The following is a 23,701-nucleotide window of genomic DNA, read 5'->3' as shown; positions in this document are numbered from 1 at the left end:
CATGTACACACCCGACAACATTGCCCCCGCCGAGTGGAAAGCCCGCTGCGAACTGGCCGCACTGTATCGACTGGTCGCTTACTTTCGCATGACCGACCTGATCGACACCCACATCACCCTGCGCATTCCAGGCCCTGAACACCACTTCCTGATCAACCGCTACGGCGTGATCTTCGATCGCATGAAAGCCAGCGACCTGGTGCGCATCGACCAGTATGGTCAGGTGGTGGGCGGTGCGAACGAGCGTACCCGTGTCAATGCCGCAGGCTTCGTGATTCATTCGGCGATCCACATGGCCCGCCCGGATCTCAATTGCGTGGTGCATACCCACACCGCAGCCGGTATGGCCGTGGCTGCCCAGGAGCAAGGCCTGTTACCGATCAGCCAGCATGCACTGAAGTTCTACGGCAAATTGGCTTATCACACCTATGAAGGCATTGCGCTGTCGCTGTCCGAACGCGAACGACTGGTTGCCGATCTGGGACCACACAAGGCCATGATCCTGCGTAACCATGGCCTGCTGGCGGCCGGAGGAAACGTGGCTGAAGCCTTCCACGAAATTCACTTCCTGGAGCGCGCCTGCCAGGCGCAGGTCGCGGCGCTGGCCGGTGGCAGCCAACTGGTCTACCCCAGCGAAGAAGTCTGTCGACACACTGCAGAACAGTTCGGCCGCGACGAAGCCGAGGAGATCATGGGGCTGAGCTGGAATGCCGCCTTGACCTTGATTGAAGATCAGCGCGAGTCCTATTGCTCATGAACACCATCGTACTGCTGTCGCGCGACAGCATCCTGCTCGGCCAGCTCCAGGCGGCCTTTGCCCGTCAGGCGCCGGATATACGGGTGGTGCTGGCCGATGACCCGGTCGCTAGTGAAGCCCAGGTCGCGGCATGCTGGTTCCCGCCGGCCAACAGTCTGGGCGCGCTGCCCAACCTGCAACTGGTGCATTCGGTCGCCGCGGGCGTCGATCACTTGCACACCGATCCCAGCTGCCCAGACTTGCCCGTGTGCCGAGTGGTCGATCCCGCGCACCGCCAAGGCATGACCGAGTACGTACGCTGGGCGGTGATTCACTATCACCGACGCTTCGATCAGGTCTTGCAGCAACAGCCGGACCAGCTCTGGCAGCGCCCGGTACAGATTCAGGCAAAGGACTTCAAGGTCGGTGTGATGGGCCTGGGTTCGTTGGGCGCAGCCATTGCCGAAGACCTGGCCAGCGCCGGCTACAGCGTTCGCGGCTGGGCGCGCGGCGTGAAAAACCTACCCAACGTGGTCTGCCACAGCGGCCAACAGGCGTTCAGCGGCTTTCTCGAAGGCCTCGATCTTTTGATCAACCTGCTGCCGTTGACCTCGGCTACCCGAGGCATTCTCTGCACTGAAACCTTCCAGGCCCTGGCGCCAGGTGCGGTGGTCGTCAACTGCGGTCGCGGCCAGCACGTACGCATCGACGATCTTCAACAGGCATTGAGCAGCGGTCAGTTGCGCGGTGCGGTGCTCGACGTCTTCGAGCGTGAACCCCTGCCGGTCGACGATCGCCTGTGGCGCATGCCCGGGGTGATCGTCACCCCGCACATGGCCTCGGCGGCGTCCCACGACTGCATCGCCAGCCAGATTGCCGAAAACACCCGGCGGCTGGCCCGTGGTGAACCCCTGAACAACCCGGTCGATACGTCCCTGGGCTACTAAGACACGCGACAAGAGGTGAATGATGAAAGTATCCAACGTCAACGGTGAGCGCCTGTGGGGCAGCCTGATGGACATGGCCGAAATTGGCGCCACCGAGCGCGGTGGCAATTGTCGCCTGGCGCTGTCCAGGGAAGACCTGGCCGGTCGCGAGTTGTTCATGGGCTGGTGCCGTGAGGCGGGTCTGAGTATTGCGTTCGACGCCATCGGCAACCTTTTCGCCCGTCGTGAAGGCCTGGACAACAGCCTGCCGCCGATCGTCATGGGCAGCCACTTGGACACCCAACCCAAAGGTGGGCGCTTCGATGGTATCTACGGCGTGCTGAGCGGCCTGGAAGTGGTGCGTTGCCTGAACGATCAAGGCATCGAAACCCGCCAGCCCATCGAGATCGCCGTGTGGACCAACGAGGAAGGCGCGCGCTTTACCCCGGCCATGTTCGGTTCGGCGGTGTTCACCGGCATTCTGCCATTGCAAACCGCATTGGATGCCCGTGATGCCCAGGGCATCAGCGTCGCTGAAGCCTTGGCCGATATCGGCCATGGCGCAGACCTGCCCCTGCAGCGGGCCTTCGATTCTTACTTCGAGGCCCATATCGAACAAGGTCCGATCCTGGAGGACAACGGCCTGCCGGTAGGCGTTGTCACGGGTGGCCAGGCGATCTGCTGGCTGGATGTGCAGGTTGACGGTGTCAGTGCCCACGCCGGCACCACACCCATGCCGTTGCGCAAGGATGCCCTGTTCGGCGTCGCGCAAATGGCCAGCGTGCTGGAAGCCCTCGCCCGAGACTTCGCGCCCAAGGGGCTGGTCACCGTGGGCCAGCTGGAGATCGCCAAGTCATCGCGCAATACCATCCCCGGCCGGATCAATTTTACCGTCGACCTGCGCCACCACGAAGACCAACAGATCGCCGCAATGGAGCAAGCCGTATACGAGCACCTGCAATTCGTTGCAGACAAGCGCGGTCTGAGCCTGTCGATCGGTCGTCACTGGCTCAGCCCGGCGACGCCCTTCGATGCCGACTGCGTGGCTGCCGTGCGTTCGGCGGTCCAGATGCTGGGTTACCCCCACCAGGACATCGTCAGCGGCGCTGGCCATGACGCCATCCACCTCGCCGGGCATTGCCCGACCACTATGGTCTTCATTCCCTGTGTCGGCGGCCTGAGCCACAACGAAGCCGAAGACGCCCTGCCTGACGATGTCCGCATGGGCTGCGACGTGCTGCTCAATGCGGTGCTGCAGCGAGCCCGGCACCTGAGCGACTGATTGTGCAAGCAACACCGAACCTCTGAGGTCGCGTCATCCACACGACCTCAGAGGCAGGGCCCGCTTGCGCCTGAAAAACAACAAAAACCGATTTCCAGCCACAACATCACCGTTACCCACACTGCCAACCAATAAATCAATCCGCTGAGCCCGACGCTCAATTTGGAGATAAAAGGCATGAACAGCCCCACGTACATCCCGACCGCTACCTCGACGGTCGAACCCAGCGTCAACATGAGAAAAGTCGCCGTCGCCAGCGTCATCGGCACCACGGTGGAATGGTACGACCTGTTTGTTTTCGCCACGGCTTCGGCCCTGGTGTTCAACAAGATTTTCTTCCCGGAGTTCGATGCCTTGATCGGCACCCTCCTGGCGTTCGGCACCTTTGCTTCGGCTTATGGTGCGCGCATCGTCGGGGCGGCCTTGTTCGGCCACTACGGCGACAAGCTTGGGCGCAAATCGATGCTGCTGATTTCGCTCTTGACCATGGGCGCGGCAACCTTCGCCATCGGTCTATTACCGGATTACGCCAGCATTGGCATCTGGGCACCGATCCTGCTGTTGACCCTGCGGATCATCCAGGGCCTGGCCCTGGGCGGTGAATGGGGTGGTGCGGTGTTGATGGCCGTCGAGCATGCCCCCGCTCACCAGCGTGGCTTGTATGGTTCATGGGTACAGATCGGCGTGCCGGCCGGTACCATGATTGCGAACCTGGCCTTCCTGGCGATCGCCTGGCTGCTGCCGGCTGAAGACATGCTTGCCTGGGGCTGGCGCATCCCGTTCCTGGCCAGCGCGCTGCTGATTGCCGTGGGCCTTTACATCCGCCTCAACATCACCGAGACCCCTGCGTTCCACAAGGCTCAAACCAGCGAGCCGCAAATCAAGCTGCCGCTGGCCGAAGTCTTCAGCAAATACTGGAAGCAAGTCCTGCTCGGCGGCGTGGCGACCATGTCGACCGGCGCGTCTTTCAACATCATCGTCGCCTTCGGCCTGACCTATGGAACCCAGACCCTGGGCTTCAGCCGCACCATCATGCTCAGCGTGGTACTGGCCTCCTGTGCGCTGTGCATCGTGCTCTTACCAGCCTTCGGCGCACTATCCGACCGCTTCGGCCGCAAGCCGGTGATCATCGCCGGTATCGTCGGTGAAGCGCTGGTCGCCTTCCCGATGTTCTGGCTGATGGATACTCGCGAGCTGCCGCTGGTGTTTCTCGGCTATGGCCTGTTGATGACCGCGTTCGCCGCCAACTACGGGCCCATCGCAACCTTCCTCGCCGAGCTGTTCGGCACCCGTGTGCGTTATTCCGGCCTATCGGTGGCTTACATGCTCTCCGGGCTGCTGGGCAGCGCGGCCACGCCAATCGTGACCACGGCCCTGCTGGCGATGACCGGCAAAGGCTCGTCAGTGGCCTGGTACCTGATCGGCTCTGCGGTCATCTCCCTGATTGCCCTGTTGCTGCTGACCGAAACCTTCAAGCGCGACTTGAGCGCCGGGCGGGCTGAATAGCACCAAGTGACCCACAACAAAAATAAATCCACCTGCACTTGATCCTGCTGCCATTCACGCACCCTCCGGATTCGTACACCATGGAAAAAACCCTGCACCTGTTTTGCGTGAGCGCCGGCGCTTGCCTTTTGACCCTGAGCCAGGTCGCTTCAGCCGATTTCATCAGCGACAGCAAGGCCACACTGGGCTTGCGTAACTTCTACTTCAACAACGACTACCGCGACCGGCCCGGCAGTGCCGGCCAGAGCAAGACAGAGGAATGGGCGCAGGGGCTCATGCTCAATTACGCCTCCGGTTTCACCGACGGCACCCTGGGGTTTGGCGTCGATGCGCTGGGGCTGATGGGCCTGACCCTGGACAGCGGCCAGGGCCGCCATCGCGGCAGCTCGATGATCCCGACTGAGGGTGATGGCGCTGCCGATGAATGGAGCCGCCTGGGCTTGACCGCAAAAGCCCGTTTGAACAAGACCGAAATGCGTTACGGCACGCTGATGCCCAAGCTGCCGATCTTGCTGGCGAACGACGGTCGCCTGCTGCCACAGACCTTTGAAGGCGGCCAGATTACCAGCAGCGACCTCGACCAGCTGACCTTGACCGCCGGCCGTCTGGAGCACGCTACCGGGCGTGGCTCCAGTGATCGCACCGGTTTGGCGGTCAGCGGTGGGCGTCAGGAGAGCAACGAGTTTCTGTTCGCCGGTGCCGACTACAAAGTCACTAAAGATCTGACCGCCCAGTATTACCTGGCCAATCTCGAGGATTACTACACCCAGCACTTTTTCGGGCTGCAGCATGTGCTCGCACTGGGCGAAGGCCAGTCGTTGAAGACTGACCTGCGCTACTTCGATACATCCTCCGACGGCGCCAACGGCTCGGCCAGCGGGCGGGCTGACGGTTACCGGGTGGGCGGCTATAGCCGAAACGGTGCCGGTGAAATCGACAACCGCACCTGGAGCGCCCTCTTCACCTACAGCCTTGGTGGTCACGGGTTGACCGGCGGTTACCAGAGCGTTTCCGATGGCAGCAACTTCGTCCAGCTCAACCAGGGTTCCCTGGCGGACAAAGGGGCCGGTGGCGCAAGCCTGTATCTGTTCACCGACCGCATGCTCGCCAGCTTCAACCGGGCCGGCGAACGCACCTGGTTCGGCCAGTACGCCTATGACTTCGCTGCTTCGGGGGTGCCGGGCCTTCGCGCGTCGCTGGTTTATCTCAAAGGCAGCCAGATCAAGACCACTAGCGGCAGCGATCAGCAGGAATGGGAGCGTGACCTGGCCCTGGATTACGTCATCCAGGACGGCTCGTTCAAAGGCCTGGGTTTCGGTTGGCGCTATGGCGTTCTGCACTCCGAGGCCGACGCCAATCAGGACCAGAACCGCCTGATCGTCAGCTACACCCTGGCATTGTTCTGATTCACCGGCCCGCCGCCCATGTCGGGTCGGCGGGCCTCTATTCTCAGCGAGGCTCACTCATGAAACGCATCCAGGCAGCACCCGGCACAATCGGCCCGGTCGGTCCTTACTCCCAGGCGGTGGTCAGCGGCCATCTGGTATTCACTGCCGGTCAAATACCCGCCGTGGGCGGACTGGACCAGCAACCCGAAGGCTTCGAAGAACAAGTGCGCCAGACCTTGCGTAACCTGGAAGCCATCCTGATCGCGGCGGGCTCGGACTTCGATCACGTGATCAAGGTTAACGGCTATCTCACCGATCCAGCTCAACTGGAACCCTTCAACCGGGTCTATACCGAGGTGCTCGGCCATGCGCCACCGGCACGCACCACGGTCTGCGTGGCACTCTGGGGGGTGGCACTGGAAATTGACTGTGTGGCCGAACTCATTGATTGCGCAACGCGGAGGTAACCCATGAACGCCGATACTCAATTGCTTGAAAAGCTCCATCAGGTCAGCTTCGCCACCCTCGGCCATCTGCTCGAGGACGGCTTTGTCAGTACCGACATTCGTTCGATGCTGAGTGCCGTCAAAGTGGTAGGTCGGGCCGTCACACTGAGCGTGATCGACGCCGATGCCATTGCCGTCAACCGCGCCCTGGCAAGCCTGCAAGACGGCGACGTGCTGGTGATTGACATGAACGGTGATCGACGTCACGCCTGTGTCGGCACGGTCACCGCCTGTGCGGCTCGAGCGCGAGGCGCCAGGGCCATCGTGGTCGATGGCCTGGTGACCGATATCCTTGAACTGCGCGAAGCCGGACTGCCCGTGTTCGCCCGTGGCACCAGCCTGCTGACCACCAAACTGCACGGCAACGCCGAGAGCCAGTTGAATGTACCGGTGCAGTGCGGAGGGGTTCAGGTGTACCCGGGCGATCTGGTGCTGGGTGACGATAACGGTTTACTGATTCTCGACAGCCAGGCGCTTGCCGCAGTCATCGACCAGGCACTGGCCAGTGATCGTGCAGAACCCGGCCTGCTGGAACGTCTTGAAGCAGGAGAGTCAATAGCGTCCGTGCTGCGTGTCGAATGATTGATCGCTTGAAATGTAGTCAACGGTTCCGGCGCCTCGCGTCATCATGGAGCGGGCGCCTGGACTCGTTTCGCGAAGCCCTTCATACGCATAAAACAGGTGTAGCACTCGACTACCTCTGGGGGGCTTCTGCCGACTGTTTGCTACGGTTCTAACATTTCAGGCCGTAGGCAGGCGGCTTTCCATGTGGGTCGCCTGCCACACCGGATCGGCGTCGATATCAATGGCATTAGCCGAGAACTTTCCAACCCAGTTGATTGCGAGCCTCTTGCAGGTCGGACTGCATGTCGTGATCCCACAGCCACTCGAAACGCTCTGCGAGGGTTTTACCCAGCATCTGCTCGTTGTCGGCTACAACAGGATCGCGCAGTTCGTAGAGTTCGCCGGCTTCCCAGGATGTGCGCTGCACACGACAGGCACGTGGACGGCGGATGGCGTCATAGGCCTCCAGCACAGCCTGTGGCCGGCTCGCCAGCACTTGTGGCTCAGCCAGCAAGCGGGCCAGGAGCCAGGCGTCTTCCAACCCCTGTCCTGCACCGGCCCCCTGATGCGGCAACATCGCGTGGGCCGCATCGCCGATCAGCCCTACGCGGCCGTGTACGTAACCTGGCAGCTCTTCGAGTTCATGCAGAGCCCAAAGGGTGGGGGACGGAATGCATTCGAGCAGCACGCGCGCGGCATCACCCCAGTCGGTGAAGGCCGCAAGCATCTCTTCCTGGGTGGCATTGCGAACCCATGGGGAATCGCTCGGCCAGGTCGGGTCAGGCCGACTGCGGTCGGAAGTGAAGGCCACTACATTGATCAGTCGGCCTTGTTTGACCGGGAATGTGAGGATGTGGGCATCACGCCCCAAGTACATCTGCGGGACGTCGACCAGGTGCTCATCGACACCCCGAGCCCGGTAGGCCGCGCGCAACTGTTGACTGTCGATCATCCCGCGGTAGGCACAGGTGCCGCTGAAGCGGGGTGCCGCGAGGGGGTGGCCAAGGCCTTGAAGAACATGATCGCGAATCGAAGACTTGATGCCGTCAGCGGCGATCAATAGATCGCAATGATGTTCGCTGCCATCGGTGAATAACACGCGGGCCTGTTTGTCATCCTGCTCTACGCTAACCGCGCGCTTGCCGAATTGTGCGATGCCTTCTGGCAGTTGGCTGGCCAACGCGTCGAGAAAATCCGCACGGTGCACCGAAGACTGCCCTACCCCTTCGGCCAGGCTGGCGCCAAGGTAGCCGGCATCCTCGCCACGGCGCCATTCGAACCAGATATCCTGCCATGGATCAAGCGTGCGGTCGGCGATCTGCCGATAGGGTTCGGCAATGCCCAGACCCGCGATGGCGCGTACGGCATTGGCGCCGAAGGAGACACCTGCACCGACCTCGCCAAAGGCCGATGCAGCTTCGAACAACTGCACGCTGAGATGGGAGTGACGGCACAGATCCAGGGCCAAGGCAACGCCGGCGATACCACCGCCGACAATACCGATGTGCAAGGTAGATTGAGAAGTATGCATAGCAAGGCACCCATGAGACTGATTGTTATTGGAGTCACCCAATCATCGCCAGCTGAGTGCTATTGATAAATACCGCAACTCCAATACATAGCATCATCAATGTGAATATTGCCTGGACGCTGTGCCCTGACGACTCGAAGCGTTTTGTATCAGAAAGACCAGAATGGCTATGGCCCCGACCAATCCCGGAATGGCGAAGATGAGGAAGCTCGCCTGTAACGGCAGCGAAGAGGCATGCAAGGCGCCACCCAGCAATGGACCAATGATTGCACCGGTGCGACCCACGCCCATTGCCCAACCGAGGCCGGTAGCCCGTATCTGCGGCGGGTAATATTGGACGGTACAGGCGTTGGCCAGGATTTGCGTGCCTATGGTGCACGCACCGGCTACGGCAATGAGCAAATAGAGCACAGGTAATGGCGCTTTGAGCGCCAGTAGACTCAGGGCCAACGCCCCGCAGCAGAAGAAGACGAACAAGACCTTGGCAATGCCGATTCGATCGCCCAGCCATCCACCGGCTACCGCGCCGATGATCGCACCAAGATTGAGCACCACCAGAAACGCCAGGCTCGAGTTCAATCCGTACCCTGCGGCACTCATGAGTTTTGGCAACCAGGAGCTCAATGCATAGACCATCAGCAGGCAACAGAAAAACGCCAGCCAGAGCATGAAGGTGCTCAACTTGCGCCCCTCTTGAAACAACTGTGCAATTGACACGCTCGAGCCTTTAGCGGCTATACGGTTCAACTGATCGGCTGAACTTGGCACATAACTCGGTACGGCCTGCGCCAATAGCGACTGGGCCTTGATCGTCTGCCCGGTGCGCAGAAGAAAATCCATCGACTCGGGCAACTGTCGTATTAAAAATGGCAATGCCAACAGTGGAATCAAGGCTACATAGAACACAGCTTGCCATCCCCACAGGGGAATCAGCACCATGCCCAGGCCGGCAGACAACATTCCGCCCAAAGAGTAGCCACTGAACATGAGGGCAACCAAGGTACTGCGCGATTGCTTGGGCGCATACTCGTTCATCAACGCGACAACGTTCGGCATGACCCCGCCAATACCCAGGCCGGCAACAAACCGGCACAGCGCAAACGCCTCTGGGGTCTGCGTCAGGCCGTTGATTGCTGTAACTCCACTGAAAAGGGTTACGCAGATCATGATGGTTTTACGTCGGCCTATCCGGTCAGACAATGATCCGAAAAACAGCGCACCCAACATCATGCCTACCAGCGCACAGCTACCCAACGCTCCAGCTTGCAATGAGCTCAGGCCCCACTCGGCCATCAGTGAGGGCAACACAACGCCATAGATGACCAGGTCATAGCCGTCGAAGATGATAATCAGTGCGCACCAGAACAGTACGCGCGCGTGGAAGGCATTGAAACGAGCCCCGTCAATCAGGGCCGATACATCGATCGTACGCATGGCATCGCTCTTTTTGTCATTGTTATAGAGGTGCAGGTTCAGAGGCCTGCGCAGGTTGCGCGGTGCCCAACTGGCTGATCGGTATGCGTGTCGTTCTTGCGTGACGTAAACCGTTCAGGATTTGGGCATTGCAGTGATCATGGCCAAGGCGTCAGGCGTGATAAATGCAGTGATCCACATACCTGTTATTTCGAGTGTGAATAAACATCAGGGACGAGCAAAAGCCACGCAGCCATTGAGATGGACGCGACGCCATGGCAATTGATAGGCTTGCGGCTCTTGCAGCGGCCATCTCAGAGCGGTGCAGACCCAACGAGGGGCGACGGGTTTATTGCCCTGGCATGAGCCAACCTGCACGAGGCGTTATGGAATTACGGGAGCTCGATCTCAATCTTCTTTTGGTGTTCAACCAACTGCTGATCGACCGCAGGGTATCGACTGCGGCGGATAATCTTGAACTGACCCAGCCTGCTGTGAGCAACGCGCTCAAGCGGTTGCGCACCACCTTGAACGACGAACTTTTCGTGCGCACCTACCAGGGGATGGAACCCACTCCCTATGCCCGGCAACTGGCCGAACCGGTTGCGCAAGCCATTCAAACGTTACGCGATGCACTGAGCCGGCAGGACACGTTTGATCCGCTGCACTGCAAACGCAGATTCACCATGGCAATGACGGATATCGGCGAAATCTACTTCATGCCGAGACTGATGGATGCCTTGGCTGAACGCGCTCCGGGTTGCTCGATCAGTACGCTGCGCAACAATGTCGATACCTTGGCCGAAGGGTTGCAAAATGGTGCGATTGACCTTGCAGTCGGCTTGCTTCCTCACCTTCAAGCGGGTTTTTTTCAACAACGCTTGTTCCACCATCGCTACGTCTGCTTGTGCCGTAAGGGCCATCCAGCCACCCGGGAGCCGCTGACACTTGAGCGCTTTTGCAGCTATGACCACGTTCGTGTGGTAGCAGCGAACACCGGACACGGCGTCGTTGATACCTTCCTCGCACGTGAAGGCATCGAACGAAACATACGGTTGGAGGTGCCGCATTTCGTCGCGATAGGCCACATACTTCAACGCACGGATTTGCTGGCGACAGTGCCCGAACGATTTGCTATCAGTTGCGAACAACCCTTCGGACTCGCTGTACTTGCGCCGCCCATGGAGTTGCCGAACATCGAGATCAATCTGTTCTGGCATGCGCGATACAACAAGGACCCGGCCAATCGCTGGTTGCGTCAGCTGATGTTTGAGTTGTTCTCTGATTGAATGGACCCCATTCAAGAAGCTCGTGGCCTGCCACAGCACCTCGCGCCAAGTAGAAAGCCCGTAAATTCCACCGCACCTGGCTGAGTCCCTTGTATAACAGTGGGCCAGGAAATCAGAACAGCGCCAGCGTATAGCTGACCACCAGACGATTCAGGTCTTGAGCGGGAGCAACCTGCGAGCGCAGTGTGCTATGGCGCCAACCCAGGGCCACTCCGTTGAACAGGCCACTCTGGATGACGTAGTCCAGCGCCAGGTCGCGCTCCCATTCCTGCTGCTCGACGTTGGTGGCGCTCTTGATGTGATCGCCCTTGAAATAGCTCACTGAACCACGCAGCCCTGGCACGCCCAACGGAGCGAAGTCATAGGCGTACTGACCGAACCAGGTGCGTTCGCCGGCACGGTTGAAGCTGGCGAGCAGGCGATCGGTAAACAGATAGAGACTCGCGCCCTGGGCACCTTTGCCGGGCAGCGTGCCCTGATTGAGCTGGACAAAGTTGCTGCCATCGGAAATCTGCTGGTAGCCCCCCGTCAGCGCATGGCCACCCACGGAGTAGGTGAACATCGCACTCCAGGTACGGTTATCGATTTCGCCGGAATTATCCTGGGTATAGCCCCCGACGCGGTAACCGTCGGCGCGGCCGCGGGCTGAGCCGTTGGCACCGCTTGCGCCGGTATCGAAGTAACGCAGGTCGGTCTTGATCGACTGGCCTTCACCCAGCACGAGCGTATGCTGCAAGCCGAAAAACTGCTGGGTGTAATAATCCTCGAGGTTGGCCGCATAGTATTGTGCGGTCAGGTTTTTGCTGAGTTTGTAGTCGGCGCCGGCGAACAGGAATTCATCGCTTTCCCGGGTGCCGCCACTGACCGCCAGGCCGGTACGGTCACTGGACGCCCGTGACGTGGCCTGCTCCAGGCGGCCAGCGGTGAGGGTCAGGTTATCGATGTCTTGGCTGGTGAGTTGTGCCCCTTCGAACGTCTGCGGCAGCAGGCGACCGTCGTTCGACTGCAGGATCGGCAACTTGGGCATCAGTGTGCCCAGCCGCGCCTCGGTCTTGCCCAGGCGCGATTTGCCGGTCACGCCCAGACGGCTCCATGCATTGGCGGCGCCATTGCCGTCGCTTGGAATCATCGAGCTGCCGCGATGATCACCCGCGCCGCTGTCCAGCGTCACGCCCTGCAGAACCATGGCATCCACGCCGAAACCCAGGGCCCCGGCCGTGAAGCCGGAGGTGTAATTGAGCAGGAACCCCTGGGCCCACTCCTCGGTCTTGCTCTGTCCGGCCGGGCCCGGCTGATCGCGGTAGTCATGGTTGAGGTACATGTTGCGCAAGCCCAGGCTGGCATGGCTGTCCTTGATGAAGTCGGCGTGGGCGAGCTGGCCGACGGAACAGGTGAAGATGCCCAGTGCCAGGCGTGTCAGGGTTGAATTCTGATTCATGACAAAGCTATCCCATGGGCGCTTGAGCGCCCTTTTTTATTGTTGATATAAGGGGTTGCGCAGAGCTCCAGGCTCAGACGCGCTCGATGACCATGGCCACGCCCTGGCCCACCCCGACGCAGAGGCTGACGACGGCGTAACGCAGGTTGTTGCGTTGCAAGGTGCGACAGGCACTCAGCACCAGCCGGGCGCCGGAGGCACCCAATGGATGGCCGATGGCGATGGCGCCGCCGTTGGGATTGACCCGCGGGTCGTCGAAACTCAGCTCCAGTGCCTTGAGGCAGGACAACACCTGTGGGGCGAACGCCTCGTTGATCTCGATCAAGTCGACCTGTTCAAGACTGATACCGGCGCGCTGCAACGCCCGCAGAATCGCCTGGTGCGGCCCGATACCCATGATTCGGGGCTCCACCCCGACCGTTGCCGAGGAGAGAATCCGCGCCATGGGTTGTACCCCATGGGCGATGCCAATCTCGCGGTTGCCCAGCAGCACGGCGGCGGCACCATCGTTGATTCCCGAGGCGTTGCCTGCCGTGACGACACCACCGGCAAACAGCGGCTTCAACCGTGACAAAGCGGCCAGGTCGGACTGCGGTCGCGGATGTTCATCGTGACTGATGCGCTGGGTCTGGCCCTTGGGCCCGACCGGTACGTCGATGGCGAGGATTTCATCGTCCAGCACGCCAGCCTGCAAGGCGGCCTGGTAGCGTGCTTGAGAGGCGGCGGCAAAACGGTCGGCGTCCTCGCGCGTGATGGAAAACACCTCGGCCAGGTTGTCGCCGGTCTGCGGCATGCTGTCGTTGCCGTAGCGCTGCACCAGCTTCGGGTTGGCAAAGCGTGCACCAATAGTGCTGTCAGCCATTTCCTGGGTCCGGCTGAACGGGCTTTCGGCCTTGGCGATCACCAGGGGCGCCCGGGACATGCTCTCGACGCCGCCAGCCAGGTACAGCCGGCCTTCGCCGCAGGTGATCGCCCGCGCCGCATCGATCACTGCCGACAGACCACTGGCGCACAATCGGTTGACGGTCTGCCCCGGCACGCTCATCGGCAACCCCGCACTGAGCAAGGCATTGCGCGCCAGATTGCGGCTGTCTTCGCCGGCCTGATTGGTGCAGCCGAGAATCACATCTTCCAGCGCTTGTGCAGGGAAACTCGACGCTTCCATGATCCGGGCCAACAGGCCCCCGACCAAATCATCCGGGCGCACCCCGGACAGGCTCCCGGCATGTCGACCGAAAGGCGTACGCAAACCGCTGTAAACATAGGCATCAAGCATGGCAATGCTTCCGATAAAAAAGGGTTGAGTCAAATCAGGCCGGCATCAGGTTTTCTGGCTGGCACAGGGACATTCCCAGGCGCGCCCGTCTGCGTAGCCAACCGCTGGGGCGGTAACGCGGGTCACCGGTGAGGTCATGCATGCGTTGCAGGATCTGCAGCAGGCGCGTAGCGCCCAACTGGTCGCCCCATGCCAGCGGCCCCTGCGGATAACCCAGGCCCAGGCGCACCGCCATGTCGATGTCGGCGACCGAGGCGATGCCCTGCTGCGCGATATCGCAGGCCAGGTTGACGATCGAGGCCAGGGTGCGCTGGACGATGAAACCGCAGCTGTCACGGATCATCGCCACCGTGCCGCCATCGGCGCTGAACAGCGCATGGGCGGCATTCTGCATGTCCATCCGGGTCGCCGGGCTGACCATCAGGCAACGCAGGCTATCGAGTTCCAGCAAGGTATCGATCGCCACCGTGCGCGCGGGGTCTGTGTCGTGCCGCAGGGCCGATTCGGCGGTGTCGTCACCCAGCGAGGCCAGCACGCACAAGGCCTCGGCGGACGGGTGCGGGCCGCGCTCGATCTCGGCGCCCAGGTGCTCAAGCAAGGCCAACAGGCGCGTGCGGCCAATGTCATCATCGCCCGCCACCCACACAGGCGGCAGCTGCGGACACTGCGGCACCGGCTGAACCCAGCGCGGTGCGGCGCCCTTCCCTTCGTACCGATAAAATCCCTGGCCGCTCTTGCGCCCCAGGTGCCCGCCCGCTTGCATCAGTTGCAACAGTGGATGGGGACGATAACGGGGTTCTTCATAGAACTGCCGATACACCGACTCCATCACCGGCAGGCTGACATCCAGGCCGATCAGGTCTAACAACTCGAACGGCCCCATGCGAAAGCCGGCACCGTCGCGCAATACGGCGTCAATCAGCGCCACCGGCGCGATGCCCTCACTGAGCATGCGCAACGCCTCGGTGCCGAAGGCTCGACCGGCGTGGTTGACAATAAACCCCGGGGAGTCCTTGGAGATGGCCGGGTAGTGACCGACGCGTTTGACCAGCGCCTGCAGTTGCTCGATGACGTCAGGTCGGGTTGCGATACCGCCGATCACTTCGACCAGGCGCATCAGCGGTACCGGGTTGAAAAAATGCAGCCCGGCCACGCGCCCGGGGTGCTTGCAGACGGAAGCGATCGCGGTGATCGACAGTGACGAGGTATTGCTCGCCAGCACAGTCGTTTGATCGAGCAACTCATCCAGTTGCCGGAACAGACCCTGCTTGACCTCGAGGTTCTCGACGATCGCCTCGACCACCAATTGGCAGCCAGCCAGGGCTTGCAGGCTATTGACCACCTGCAAATGCTCCAGCGCCTCGCTGGCCGCTTGCGGGGTGATCCGGCCCTTCTCTTGCAACTTGGCGAAGGTCGCCGCCAGTTGCTCTCGCGCCGCGCTCGCCGCACCTTCGCGAGCATCGAACAGTAAGACGTTCAAGCCGGCCTGGGCCATGATCTGGGCGATGCCCTGCCCCATGGCGCCCGTCCCGACTACACCGATGCGTTGCAATGAGTGTGGATTCATCGACCGATGTACTCCGGTTGGCGTTTTTGCAGAAAGGCCTGCATGCCCTCTTTTTGATCGCTGGAAGCAAACAGCAACTGGAAGGCCTTGCGTTCCAGCACCAGCGCCTGCTCCAGCGGCAGATCCGTGCCTGCAAGCACCACCTCTTTGATCTGCGCCACGGCGATCTGCGGCATAGCGGCGATGCTGACCGCGATCGCCAGGGCCGACGCCAGGGTCTCGGCGTCCGCCACCACCTCGCTGACCAGGCCCATGCGCAGCGCCTCTTCGGCCGTCACCTGGCAGCCGGTGAACAACATGCGCAGCGCCTGGAACTTGCCGACGGCACGCACCAGACGCTGAGTGCCGCCGGCACCCGGCATGACCCCGACCTTGACTTCCGGTTGGGCGAAACGTGCGGAGGTGCCGGCAATGATCAGATCGCAATGCATCGCCAGCTCGCAGCCACCGCCCAGGGCGAAGCCGTTGACCGCGGCGATCACCGGTTTGCTACACGCAGAAATGGCTTGCCAATGACGCTCGGCATGCCGTGCATACACATCTATCACCGTGGCGTCGACCAACTCACCGAGGTCCGCGCCAGCGGCAAATACCGTGTCGCTGCCGGTGAGAATGATGACGCGGGTATCGACACACTCATCGAGGCGCCGAAAATGCCCGGCCAGTTCCTCACGCAATGCCATGTTCAGCGCATTGCGCGCCTTGGGCCGATTGAGCCGCAGCAGCGCCACGCCCGGCGCGGGCTGCTCCAGCAGGACCAAGGGTTCAAGACAAACGGACTCGTGGCTCATGGGCTCTCCTGCCATAGGGTATAAGGGGTAGATCCAATGCCAGCCCCAAGCGCGACTGGCGATATCGGTGTTCGGCGTTAACCGCGAACGATGCCGGTTGCATAGAGCTTTTCGATCACCTGCTCATCCAGCCCCAGGCCTTCGAGCACTTCACGGGTGTTTTGCCCCAAGGTGGGGGGCGCACTGCGATAGGTGGCCGGGGTGCGCGAAAGCTTCACCGGGGAGCCGATGCCCCGATAGTCGTCGCCGATATCCACCAACATGCCGCGGTGCGCGGTATGCGGATGGGCGACCACGGTGTCGATCGTCGCGATGGCCCCGCAAGGCACCCCGGCCCTGATCAGCTGTTGCGCCAAAGCCGCTCCGTCATGGCTGGCCAAGTGCATTTCCAGCGCCTGCTTCAGCGCCTCGCGGTTGCCCGAGCGCGTGCCGTTGTTGGCAAAACGCGGATCCTCGAGCATTTCGCTGGCGCCCAGTTGCGCACACAATTTGGCGAACTGGCCGTCGTTGCCCACCGCCAGGAAAATCGGCTCGGTGCCCGTGCAATAACTGTCATAGGGGGCAATGTTCGGATGGGCATTGCCGGTCAACTGCGGGATCTTGCCGCAAGCCAGATAGTTAGGGACATGCGGATGCAGCAACGACACACCGCAGTCGTACAGGGTGATGTCCAGGGACTGCCCCAGGCCGCTGCGATGGCGCTCATTGAGCGCCAGCAGAACCCCCGCCAGGGCATTCAGCCCAGTCACCATGTCGACAATAGGCAGGCCAATGCGCAGCGCACCACTGTCGGCATCGCCGTTGACGCTCATCAGCCCGGCCATCGCCTGGATCACGGCGTCGTAACCGGGCAGGTCACCCAACGGGCCATCGCCACCGAAACCGGAGATCGCGCAGTGGATCAGCCCGGGAAAACGCTGGCTCAGGACTTCGGTGTAATCGATGCCCCAGCGCTTCAAGGTACCGGGCTTGAAGTTCTCGACCAGTACGTCGGCGCCTTCCAGCAGGGACATCAGCAGCTCGATGCCTTCGGGCCGGGACAGGTCCACGGCGATCCCCTGCTTGTTGCGGTTGACGCCGCGATAATAGGAGGCGTCCGCGCCCTCCCAGGGCGGGCCCCAACCGCGCGTTTCATCGCCGCCCAGGGGTTCCAGCTTGATCACGTCGGCGCCATGGTCCGCCAATGCCTGGGAGCAGTAAGGCCCGCCCAGCACTCGGCTGAGATCGATCACTTTCAGGCCCTCGAGGGCCCCTTTGGACTGATTCATAAGTACACTCTGCTCAATAGGGTGAGGGCCGTTCAGACCGGCAACAGCTGCATGGCTTCGGCTTGCGACAGCGGGCATTCGTTGGCCAGGCGCGACAGCAGTCCGGCGTCGATCGCAGGCTCGGGATTCAACGGGTCGCGGGGCAGAAGCTTGTGTTGCAGCAGCAGATGGGCCAAGGCCAGGCGGCGAGCGTTATCCGGCTGACGGCTGGCTTCCCAGGCCATGAAAATCGCGGTGGCGATGTGATAGAGCGAACTACCGGCCTGGCGCACCTGTTCATCGCGGCGCTCATGGGCAACCTCGGCCAGTCGCGCCACGGTCCGTTGCAGCACGGACTCGAACAAGCGATGGCTGTCAGCCGGCAAGGCGGCCTCGGCCAGTACGCTGACGAGATGCTGATGCAAAGGTTCGAGGGCCTGCTCCCGGGTCACGGCGCGGCCGATATCCAGCGCCACGATATTGCTGGTGCCTTCCCAGATCGAACCCAGGTGGGCATCGCGCACCAGTCGCGCATCGCTCCATTCTTCGATGTAGCCGATCCCGCCACGCACTTCCATGGCATCGCCGGTGACCCGGCGCGCGTCGCGGCAGGCACGGAACTTGATGAGCGGGGTCAGGATGCGCACGCATTTGCGCGCCGCTTCATCGCCGGCATCGGCCCTGGGCAGCAGCGTGGCGATTTGCATGAACATCGAGCGCGCCTGCTCGGTGGGCAACATCATTTTCAGCAACTGACGCTGCATCAGCGGCATGTCGATCAAGTGCTTGCCAAAGGCCCGACGATGACGCGCGATGTACATCGCTTCGTTGACGCCCCGGCGCATCAACCCGGCCGCGCGCACGCCGTTGGACAGGCGCGACATATTGACCATGTCGGCCATTTGCTGGAACCCGCGACCGACTTCGCCAATCAGGTAAGCGGTGGCGCCTTCGAGGGTGATCTCGCCGCTGGCCATCGAGCGTGTACCGAGTTTGTCTTTCAAGCGCTGAATCCGGTAGGCGTTGCGCGAACCATCCGGGCGCAGCTTGGGCAACAGGAACAGGCTCACGCCCGACATGCCTTGCGGCGCATCTTCGGGACGTGCCAGGACCATGGCCAGGTCGGCATCGGGATTGGAGCAGAACCACTTTTCGCCAAACAATTGCCACTCGCCATCCGTCAGCCTCGCCCGGGTCTGGGTGCGTGAGACATCGGAGCCGGCCGCTTGCTCGGTCATGAACATGGCACCCTGGAACAGGCTGTCGAAATCCTGCGAGACCAGCGACGGCAAGTACCGCGCCACCAACTCGGGGGAGCCGAACTTGCGCAAGGTGCGGGTCAGGGAGTCGGTCATGCTGACCGGACAGCACAGGCCGAACTCGGCCTGCACGAACAGATAGGTCAAGGCATACTTGGTCAGCGGCAGCGTGCCGTCGTCACGGTGGCTCATCGCAGCCAGGCCGAGCTCGGCATAAGCCACCCGCTCCAGCTCGACGAAATCCGGGTGCTTCTGAATGCTCTGAATGTCTTCACCACGACGGGTGCGCGGCAACAGTTTCGGCGGGTTCTTGTCGGCCGAAAGCGCCAGCACATCCAGCTCGCCACCGGCTCGGGCGCCGAGTTGCTGCCAGGTCGGCAGCCATTTGGCATAAAGTTCGGACGGCAGATAAACCTTGAGCAAAGCGGCCAGGCCGGTATCGCATTCGAACAGGTTCAGACCCCGGCTATCGGGGATATTCAGTGGATCGTGGTCGCGTTCCGGCAGGGCATTCATGGTGACTCTCCTGGTTCTTGTGAGCCAAGAGTAGAGTCGCCGCCGATAACTATCTAATACAAAGTAAATCAACTACGATAACCAAAACTTATCGTAGAACGAGGCAGATCATCATGGATCTCAAGCAACTTCGTTACTTTGTCGCCGTCGCCGAAGAGCTCCACTTTGGACGAGCGGCCGCGCGATTATTCATCTCCCAACCGGCCCTGAGCTTCGACATCAAGAAACTCGAAAGCCAACTGGACATCCAGTTGCTCAATCGCAATAACAAGTCGGTGAGCTTGACCAACGCCGGCCAAGTGCTGCTCGACGAGGCGCGTTACCTGCTGCTGCGCGCCGAGCAGGCCAAGCGCCTGACCTTGCGTTCAGCCCAGGGTTTCGCCGGGCGTCTGAGTGTCGGCTTTGTCAACTCCATCCTGTACCGCGGCCTGCCTCAGGCGGTCAAGGCATTCGAGCGGGACCACCCTGATACCGAGATCGTCCTGACCGAGATGAACAGTGCCGAACAGTCGCAGGCATTGCAGCGCGGCCAGATTGATATAGGTTTCGTTCACTGGAGCAAATTTCCCGAGAGCATTTGCTGCGAGCCTATTCTGCGCGAGCCATTTCTCTGCTGCCTGCCCTCCTCTCATCGGCTGGCGGACCAATCGCGAATCGACCTGGCGTCCCTCGCGGACGACGACTTCATCCTGTTTCCACGCACAGTCTCCCCTCACTATCACGATCTGATCATCGCCCGCTGCGTGGCGGCCGGTTTCAGCCCGCGAATTCGCCATGAGACCCGCCTTTGGCAAACCGTGGTGACTATGGTCGCTTACGAGATGGGTGTAGCCCTGGTGCCCCAGACATTAGCCACGACCTGGAAGGACGGTGTGCATTATTGCGAAATCAACGGCACTGGCGCACTTTCCGAGATCCACGCCATTCGTCTTGCCGTGTTGCCGTCCGCCGCTGCGCAGAGCTTCCTTGAAGTATTCAAGGCCTTGCAGCCGCCGGGTGCTGCTGGTGTTCAAACCGGCTCGACCATATGAAATCCCGTATCACACAATAAAATTTAATCATTATTTTTTATCATTGCGTCTGTATAGGCTCCAACCTATCGGACCTTGCCAGCGCCGGGGGCGCCGATACGATCAACAAACCTCTTCACCGTTTTCGAGGGGTCATATGAAAATAATAACAAGCAGGAACTTAATATGAATGCCGTCCAGGAAGTTGCCGCGCAGCATAAGAGAGCCCGCAAGGCGGGAGTGGCTTCGTTCATCGGAACAACCATCGAGTGGTATGACTTCTATGCCTATGGCATTGCCGCTGCCCTGGTCTTTGGCAAGGTGTTCTTTCCTGCCGACCTTGCGCCTGGCACCGCCACCTTGCTGTCCTTCCTCACACTGTGGGCCGGGTTTGTCGCGCGGCCGATAGGCGGGATTATCTTCGGGCACCTGGGGGACAAAATCGGCCGCAAGACCACCCTGGTGATCACGCTGGTCATGATGGGGGTGGCCACCACCTGCATCGGTCTGCTGCCCACTTACCTGCAGATAGGCATCTGGGCCCCGATTGCCCTGGTGGTCCTGCGCATCATCCAGGGTATCGCGGTGGGTGGTGAATGGGGTGGCGCCATTCTGATCGCCAGCGAAAACGCGCCCAAGGGCAAGGGCATCATGTATGCCGCCTTCGCCCAGCAGGGCTCCCCCGCAGGTAATCTGCTGGCGACCCTGGTGTTCTTCGGGCTCAGTGCCCTTCCGGTATCGGACTTCATGCTCTGGGGCTGGCGCATTCCGTTCCTGCTGTCCGCAGCCTTGGTGATCGTCGGCATGGTCATTCGCCTCAAGCTGGAAGAGTCGGATGACATGAAGCGACTCATGAAGCAGAAGAAGACCGTCAAGCTGCCCATTCTGGAAGTGTTGCGCAACCATTGGCAGATTGTGCTGCTCGGTGCCGGTGTATTGCCGATCATCCATGTGACTTACTTCAAGAGTACCTTTGCCCTGTCCTGGGCCACCAAGGAGTTGGGTTACGCACAAAGCACATTCCTCAGCGTCATCGTTATTTCCCTGGTCGTGCAGTTCATTGTCCAGCCCTTCGGCGCACTGCTGGTGTCGAAGATGGACATGCGCAAGGCCGTCGCCCTGATGATCATTCCGGAGCTGATCCTCATGCCGGCGATGTTCTTCGCCGTGGAAACCAAGATCTACTGGATCGCGGTGCTCGGCATGTGCCTGGCCACCATTCCGCACTCCATGTTTTATGGCGCCGTCGGCGGCATCCTGGCGCGCGCTTTCCCGACCAAGGTGCGCTACAGCGGCTTGTCGATTTCCTACCAGCTTTGTTCGTTGCTGGTCGGCGGCGCGACACCGGTATTGGCCCAAGGCATTCTCAACTCGACCGGCAGCATCATCGGCGTGGCGATAGCTTCAGCGTCCTACGCCCTGGTTTCTCTGGTATGCATGCTTCTGCTGCTCAAGCGTATCGGCCATACGGCCTCGGATCTCTCTACCGCAGAACAGGCGGATGCCGATGAGCGCGCGCGCGATGACAGCGGCCCATCCCACACGAACGGGACCGACAGGAAGCAGGGTTCAGCCGCCTTCGTGACCCCCTGAACCGACGCTTCCCACTGCTCTTGACCATGGCCAAAGTCTGGATTGACTGAGGTCGTGGTCGAAAAAAACATCCTCTGTCCATGAGCTGAATGACTTCCCGTTCTGTTGCAGCCCCCTGCAACAGATACCCAGGAGATTTTGAATGCACCAGAAATTTACCTTTGCGCTTCTTGCCTCACTGGCGGTCAACGCCTACGCCGCTGAAGACCCGTCCAGGACAGAAGCCCAAGTGGTTTATACCAATGGCAACGTGTTGACGGTCGACAAGGACAATAGTGCGGCTGAAGCGGTTGCGGTTCGAGACGGCAAAATCGTCGCGGTGGGAGGATCCAAGGCCCTTGCCGGATACATCGGCGCCAATACCCGGGTGGTGGACCTGAAGGGGAAAACCATGATTCCCGGTATCTATGATGCCCACAGCCATTTCGCGATTTCCAGAATCACCGGGACATTCGTGGCCGACCTGAACAGTCCGCCCATCGGTACTGTTCGCAACATCGACGACCTCGTCGGGTTACTGAAGGCCCAACAGGCCAGGGTCGGCCCGCAGGAGTGGGTCAGCGGTTCGGGGTACGACGACACGCTGCTTGCCGAAAAGCGCCATCCCACACGGGCCGATCTCGACAAGGTTTCCAGTACCCAGCCGCTTTACATCACCCATGTATCCGGTCATCTCACGGTCGCCAACAGCGCAGCACTGGCACTTGCCGGCATCACGGCCAACACCCCCAACCCGCCTGGCGGGGTCATTCGCAGGGATGCCAATGGCGAACCCAATGGCGTGCTGGAGGAGACTGCATTGCCCTTGGTTGGCAAACTCAGGCCTGCGCTGACCGAAGCCCAGCAACTGGAGGGCATCCGCCTGGCCGGGCAATGGTATGCGGCGCACGGTGTCACCACGGCCAATCACGGGTCCGGGACCACGCCAGTGCTGTTGAAAATGCTCGACGACTCCGCTCAGGCTGGAAAACTACCGATCCGGGTGGTGACCTGGAGCAGTTTCGACTCCATGGACGCGGTGGACAAGGTTGCGCTAACAAGCGGCAAGATCAAGGTGGGCGGGGTCAAGGACTTCTCGGACGGGTCGATTCAAGGCTATACCGGATTTCTCGGCGAGCACTACCATACGCCGTTCCATGGCGACACGACTTACCGCGGATTCCCACGCTTCACCCGTGAGGATCTGGCCAGTCGGGTATTGCAGGTTCACAAGTCCGGCCGCCAGATGATGATTCACGCCAATGGCGATGCGGCGATCGACGATGTGCTTTACGCCTACCGCAAAGCGCAAGAAGTGTTCCCGCGCAAAGATGCCCGGCAAGTGGTGATCCACTCGCAGATGATGCGCGAGGACCAACTTGACGAGGTCAAGCGTCTCAACGCCATCCCCTCCTTCTTTGTCCTGCACACCTATTACTGGGGTGACCGGCATCGCGACCTGTTCCTGGGTAAAAACCGCGCGGAACGTATCAGCCCGACGCGATCGGCCAAGGATCGTGACCTGATCTACACCATCCACACCGATACCCCCATCGTACCGATGGAACCGATGCGCCTGATCTGGGCTGCAGTGAACCGGGTGACCACCAGCGGCCAAGTCCTGGGCGCAGCTCAACGCATTCCGGTGGCCGATGCACTTCGAGCGACGACGATCAACGCGGCCTACCAGAATTTTGAAGAAAAGGACCGTGGGTCGATCGAGGTCGGGAAGTATGCGGATATGGTGGTTCTGTCGGACAACATCGCGAAAGTCGATCCGATGGCCATCAAGGACATCAAGGTGCTCGAAACGATTGTAGAAGGCCAATCCGTCTACCAGGCGCCCAACTGATCCGGAGTTGGCAGGCTGCTGCCTGCCATACC

19 protein-coding genes are annotated in these 23,701 nt (G+C 61.0%); 11 read left to right on the top strand and 8 right to left on the bottom strand.

The genetic code is table 11. From position 1 onward, the window contains the following. Position 1 precedes the first annotated feature (1 nt). From F8N80_RS08145 to F8N80_RS08115, 7 genes are all read left to right on the top strand, one after another. Positions 2-757 (top strand): class II aldolase/adducin family protein, encoded by a 756-nt coding sequence (locus F8N80_RS08145; RefSeq protein WP_150746345.1) that lies wholly within the window; start codon positions 2-4, stop codon positions 755-757. Beyond that, positions 754-1,683 carry a 2-hydroxyacid dehydrogenase gene (locus F8N80_RS08140; protein WP_150746346.1) on the top strand — a complete coding sequence of 310 codons (930 nt, stop codon included), beginning with the start codon at positions 754-756 and terminating at the stop codon, positions 1,681-1,683. Before F8N80_RS08145 ends, F8N80_RS08140 begins: the two co-directional genes overlap by 4 nt. Before the next feature lie 22 nt (positions 1,684-1,705). Beyond that, positions 1,706-2,944 (top strand): Zn-dependent hydrolase, encoded by a 1,239-nt coding sequence (locus F8N80_RS08135; protein WP_150783692.1) that lies wholly within the window; start codon positions 1,706-1,708, stop codon positions 2,942-2,944. Between the two features lie 177 nt (positions 2,945-3,121). Then, entirely contained in the window at positions 3,122-4,450 is a 1,329-nt protein-coding gene (locus F8N80_RS08130) for an MFS transporter (RefSeq protein WP_150746348.1), read from the top strand. Between the two features lie 80 nt (positions 4,451-4,530). Further along, positions 4,531-5,856, top strand: a complete 1,326-nt coding sequence (locus tag F8N80_RS08125) for an OprD family porin (protein ID WP_150746349.1) — start codon at positions 4,531-4,533, stop codon at positions 5,854-5,856. Between the two features lie 59 nt (positions 5,857-5,915). After that, entirely contained in the window at positions 5,916-6,305 is a 390-nt protein-coding gene (locus tag F8N80_RS08120; RefSeq protein WP_150746350.1) for a RidA family protein, read from the top strand. Between the two features lie 3 nt (positions 6,306-6,308). Then, positions 6,309-6,926: an RraA family protein gene (locus F8N80_RS08115; RefSeq protein ID WP_150746351.1), complete on the top strand. Its 618-nt coding sequence runs from the start codon at positions 6,309-6,311 to the stop codon at positions 6,924-6,926. Positions 6,927-7,155: 229 nt separating this feature from the next. Here F8N80_RS08115 and salA read toward each other — a convergent pair whose 3' ends face one another. Beyond that, positions 7,156-8,439, bottom strand: a complete 1,284-nt coding sequence (gene salA / locus F8N80_RS08110) for a salicylate 1-monooxygenase (protein WP_150783651.1) — start codon at positions 8,437-8,439, stop codon at positions 7,156-7,158. A 96-nt stretch (positions 8,440-8,535) separates the two neighbouring features. Beyond that, the gene (locus F8N80_RS08105) at positions 8,536-9,873 is read right to left on the bottom strand and encodes an MFS transporter (protein ID WP_150783650.1); all 1,338 of its coding nucleotides are present in this window, start codon (positions 9,871-9,873) and stop codon (positions 8,536-8,538) included. A gap of 365 nt (positions 9,874-10,238) precedes the next feature. Between F8N80_RS08105 and F8N80_RS08100 the strand changes: the two genes are divergently transcribed. Further along, positions 10,239-11,141: a LysR family transcriptional regulator gene (locus F8N80_RS08100; RefSeq protein ID WP_150746354.1), complete on the top strand. Its 903-nt coding sequence runs from the start codon at positions 10,239-10,241 to the stop codon at positions 11,139-11,141. Positions 11,142-11,253: 112 nt separating this feature from the next. On the opposite strand, the gene F8N80_RS08095 is transcribed toward F8N80_RS08100, so the two are convergent. The 6 genes from F8N80_RS08095 to F8N80_RS08070 all read right to left on the bottom strand — a co-directional run bounded on the left by F8N80_RS08095 (position 11,254) and on the right by F8N80_RS08070 (position 19,235). Continuing rightward, complete coding sequence (locus F8N80_RS08095) at positions 11,254-12,579, bottom strand: OprD family porin (protein WP_150746355.1); 1,326 nt, start codon at positions 12,577-12,579, stop codon at positions 11,254-11,256. A 73-nt stretch (positions 12,580-12,652) separates the two neighbouring features. Then, on the bottom strand, positions 12,653-13,855 hold the full coding sequence (locus F8N80_RS08090) for a 3-oxoadipyl-CoA thiolase (RefSeq protein WP_150746356.1): 1,203 nt from the start codon (positions 13,853-13,855) through the stop codon (positions 12,653-12,655). Positions 13,856-13,889: 34 nt separating this feature from the next. Then, on the bottom strand, positions 13,890-15,422 hold the full coding sequence (locus tag F8N80_RS08085) for a 3-hydroxyacyl-CoA dehydrogenase (RefSeq protein ID WP_150783649.1): 1,533 nt from the start codon (positions 15,420-15,422) through the stop codon (positions 13,890-13,892). Then, positions 15,419-16,213 (bottom strand): enoyl-CoA hydratase, encoded by a 795-nt coding sequence (locus F8N80_RS08080; protein WP_150746358.1) that lies wholly within the window; start codon positions 16,211-16,213, stop codon positions 15,419-15,421. The genes F8N80_RS08085 and F8N80_RS08080 overlap by 4 nt, the downstream gene beginning before the upstream one ends. 77 nt (positions 16,214-16,290) lie before the next feature. Continuing rightward, the gene (locus tag F8N80_RS08075; RefSeq protein ID WP_150783648.1) at positions 16,291-17,481 is read right to left on the bottom strand and encodes a CaiB/BaiF CoA transferase family protein; all 1,191 of its coding nucleotides are present in this window, start codon (positions 17,479-17,481) and stop codon (positions 16,291-16,293) included. A 32-nt stretch (positions 17,482-17,513) separates the two neighbouring features. After that, entirely contained in the window at positions 17,514-19,235 is a 1,722-nt protein-coding gene (locus tag F8N80_RS08070) for an acyl-CoA dehydrogenase family protein (protein ID WP_150746360.1), read from the bottom strand. Positions 19,236-19,348: 113 nt separating this feature from the next. Between F8N80_RS08070 and F8N80_RS08065 the strand changes: the two genes are divergently transcribed. The 3 genes from F8N80_RS08065 (at position 19,349) to F8N80_RS08055 (ending at position 23,669) form a co-directional block, all read left to right on the top strand. After that, positions 19,349-20,266, top strand: a complete 918-nt coding sequence (locus F8N80_RS08065) for a LysR substrate-binding domain-containing protein (RefSeq protein ID WP_150746361.1) — start codon at positions 19,349-19,351, stop codon at positions 20,264-20,266. A gap of 165 nt (positions 20,267-20,431) precedes the next feature. Beyond that, complete coding sequence (locus tag F8N80_RS08060) at positions 20,432-21,838, top strand: MFS transporter (RefSeq protein ID WP_150746362.1); 1,407 nt, start codon at positions 20,432-20,434, stop codon at positions 21,836-21,838. 142 nt (positions 21,839-21,980) lie between these two features. Continuing rightward, positions 21,981-23,669 carry an amidohydrolase gene (locus F8N80_RS08055; RefSeq protein WP_150746363.1) on the top strand — a complete coding sequence of 563 codons (1,689 nt, stop codon included), beginning with the start codon at positions 21,981-21,983 and terminating at the stop codon, positions 23,667-23,669. Positions 23,670-23,701: the final 32 nt, after the last annotated feature.

Source organism: Pseudomonas fluorescens (assembly GCF_902497995.1).
In the GTDB taxonomy this organism is placed as follows: domain Bacteria; phylum Pseudomonadota; class Gammaproteobacteria; order Pseudomonadales; family Pseudomonadaceae; genus Aquipseudomonas; species Aquipseudomonas fluorescens_BK.
The sequence above is the reverse complement of the archived record's forward strand: the minus strand, read 5'-3'. Positions and strand labels throughout refer to the sequence as shown.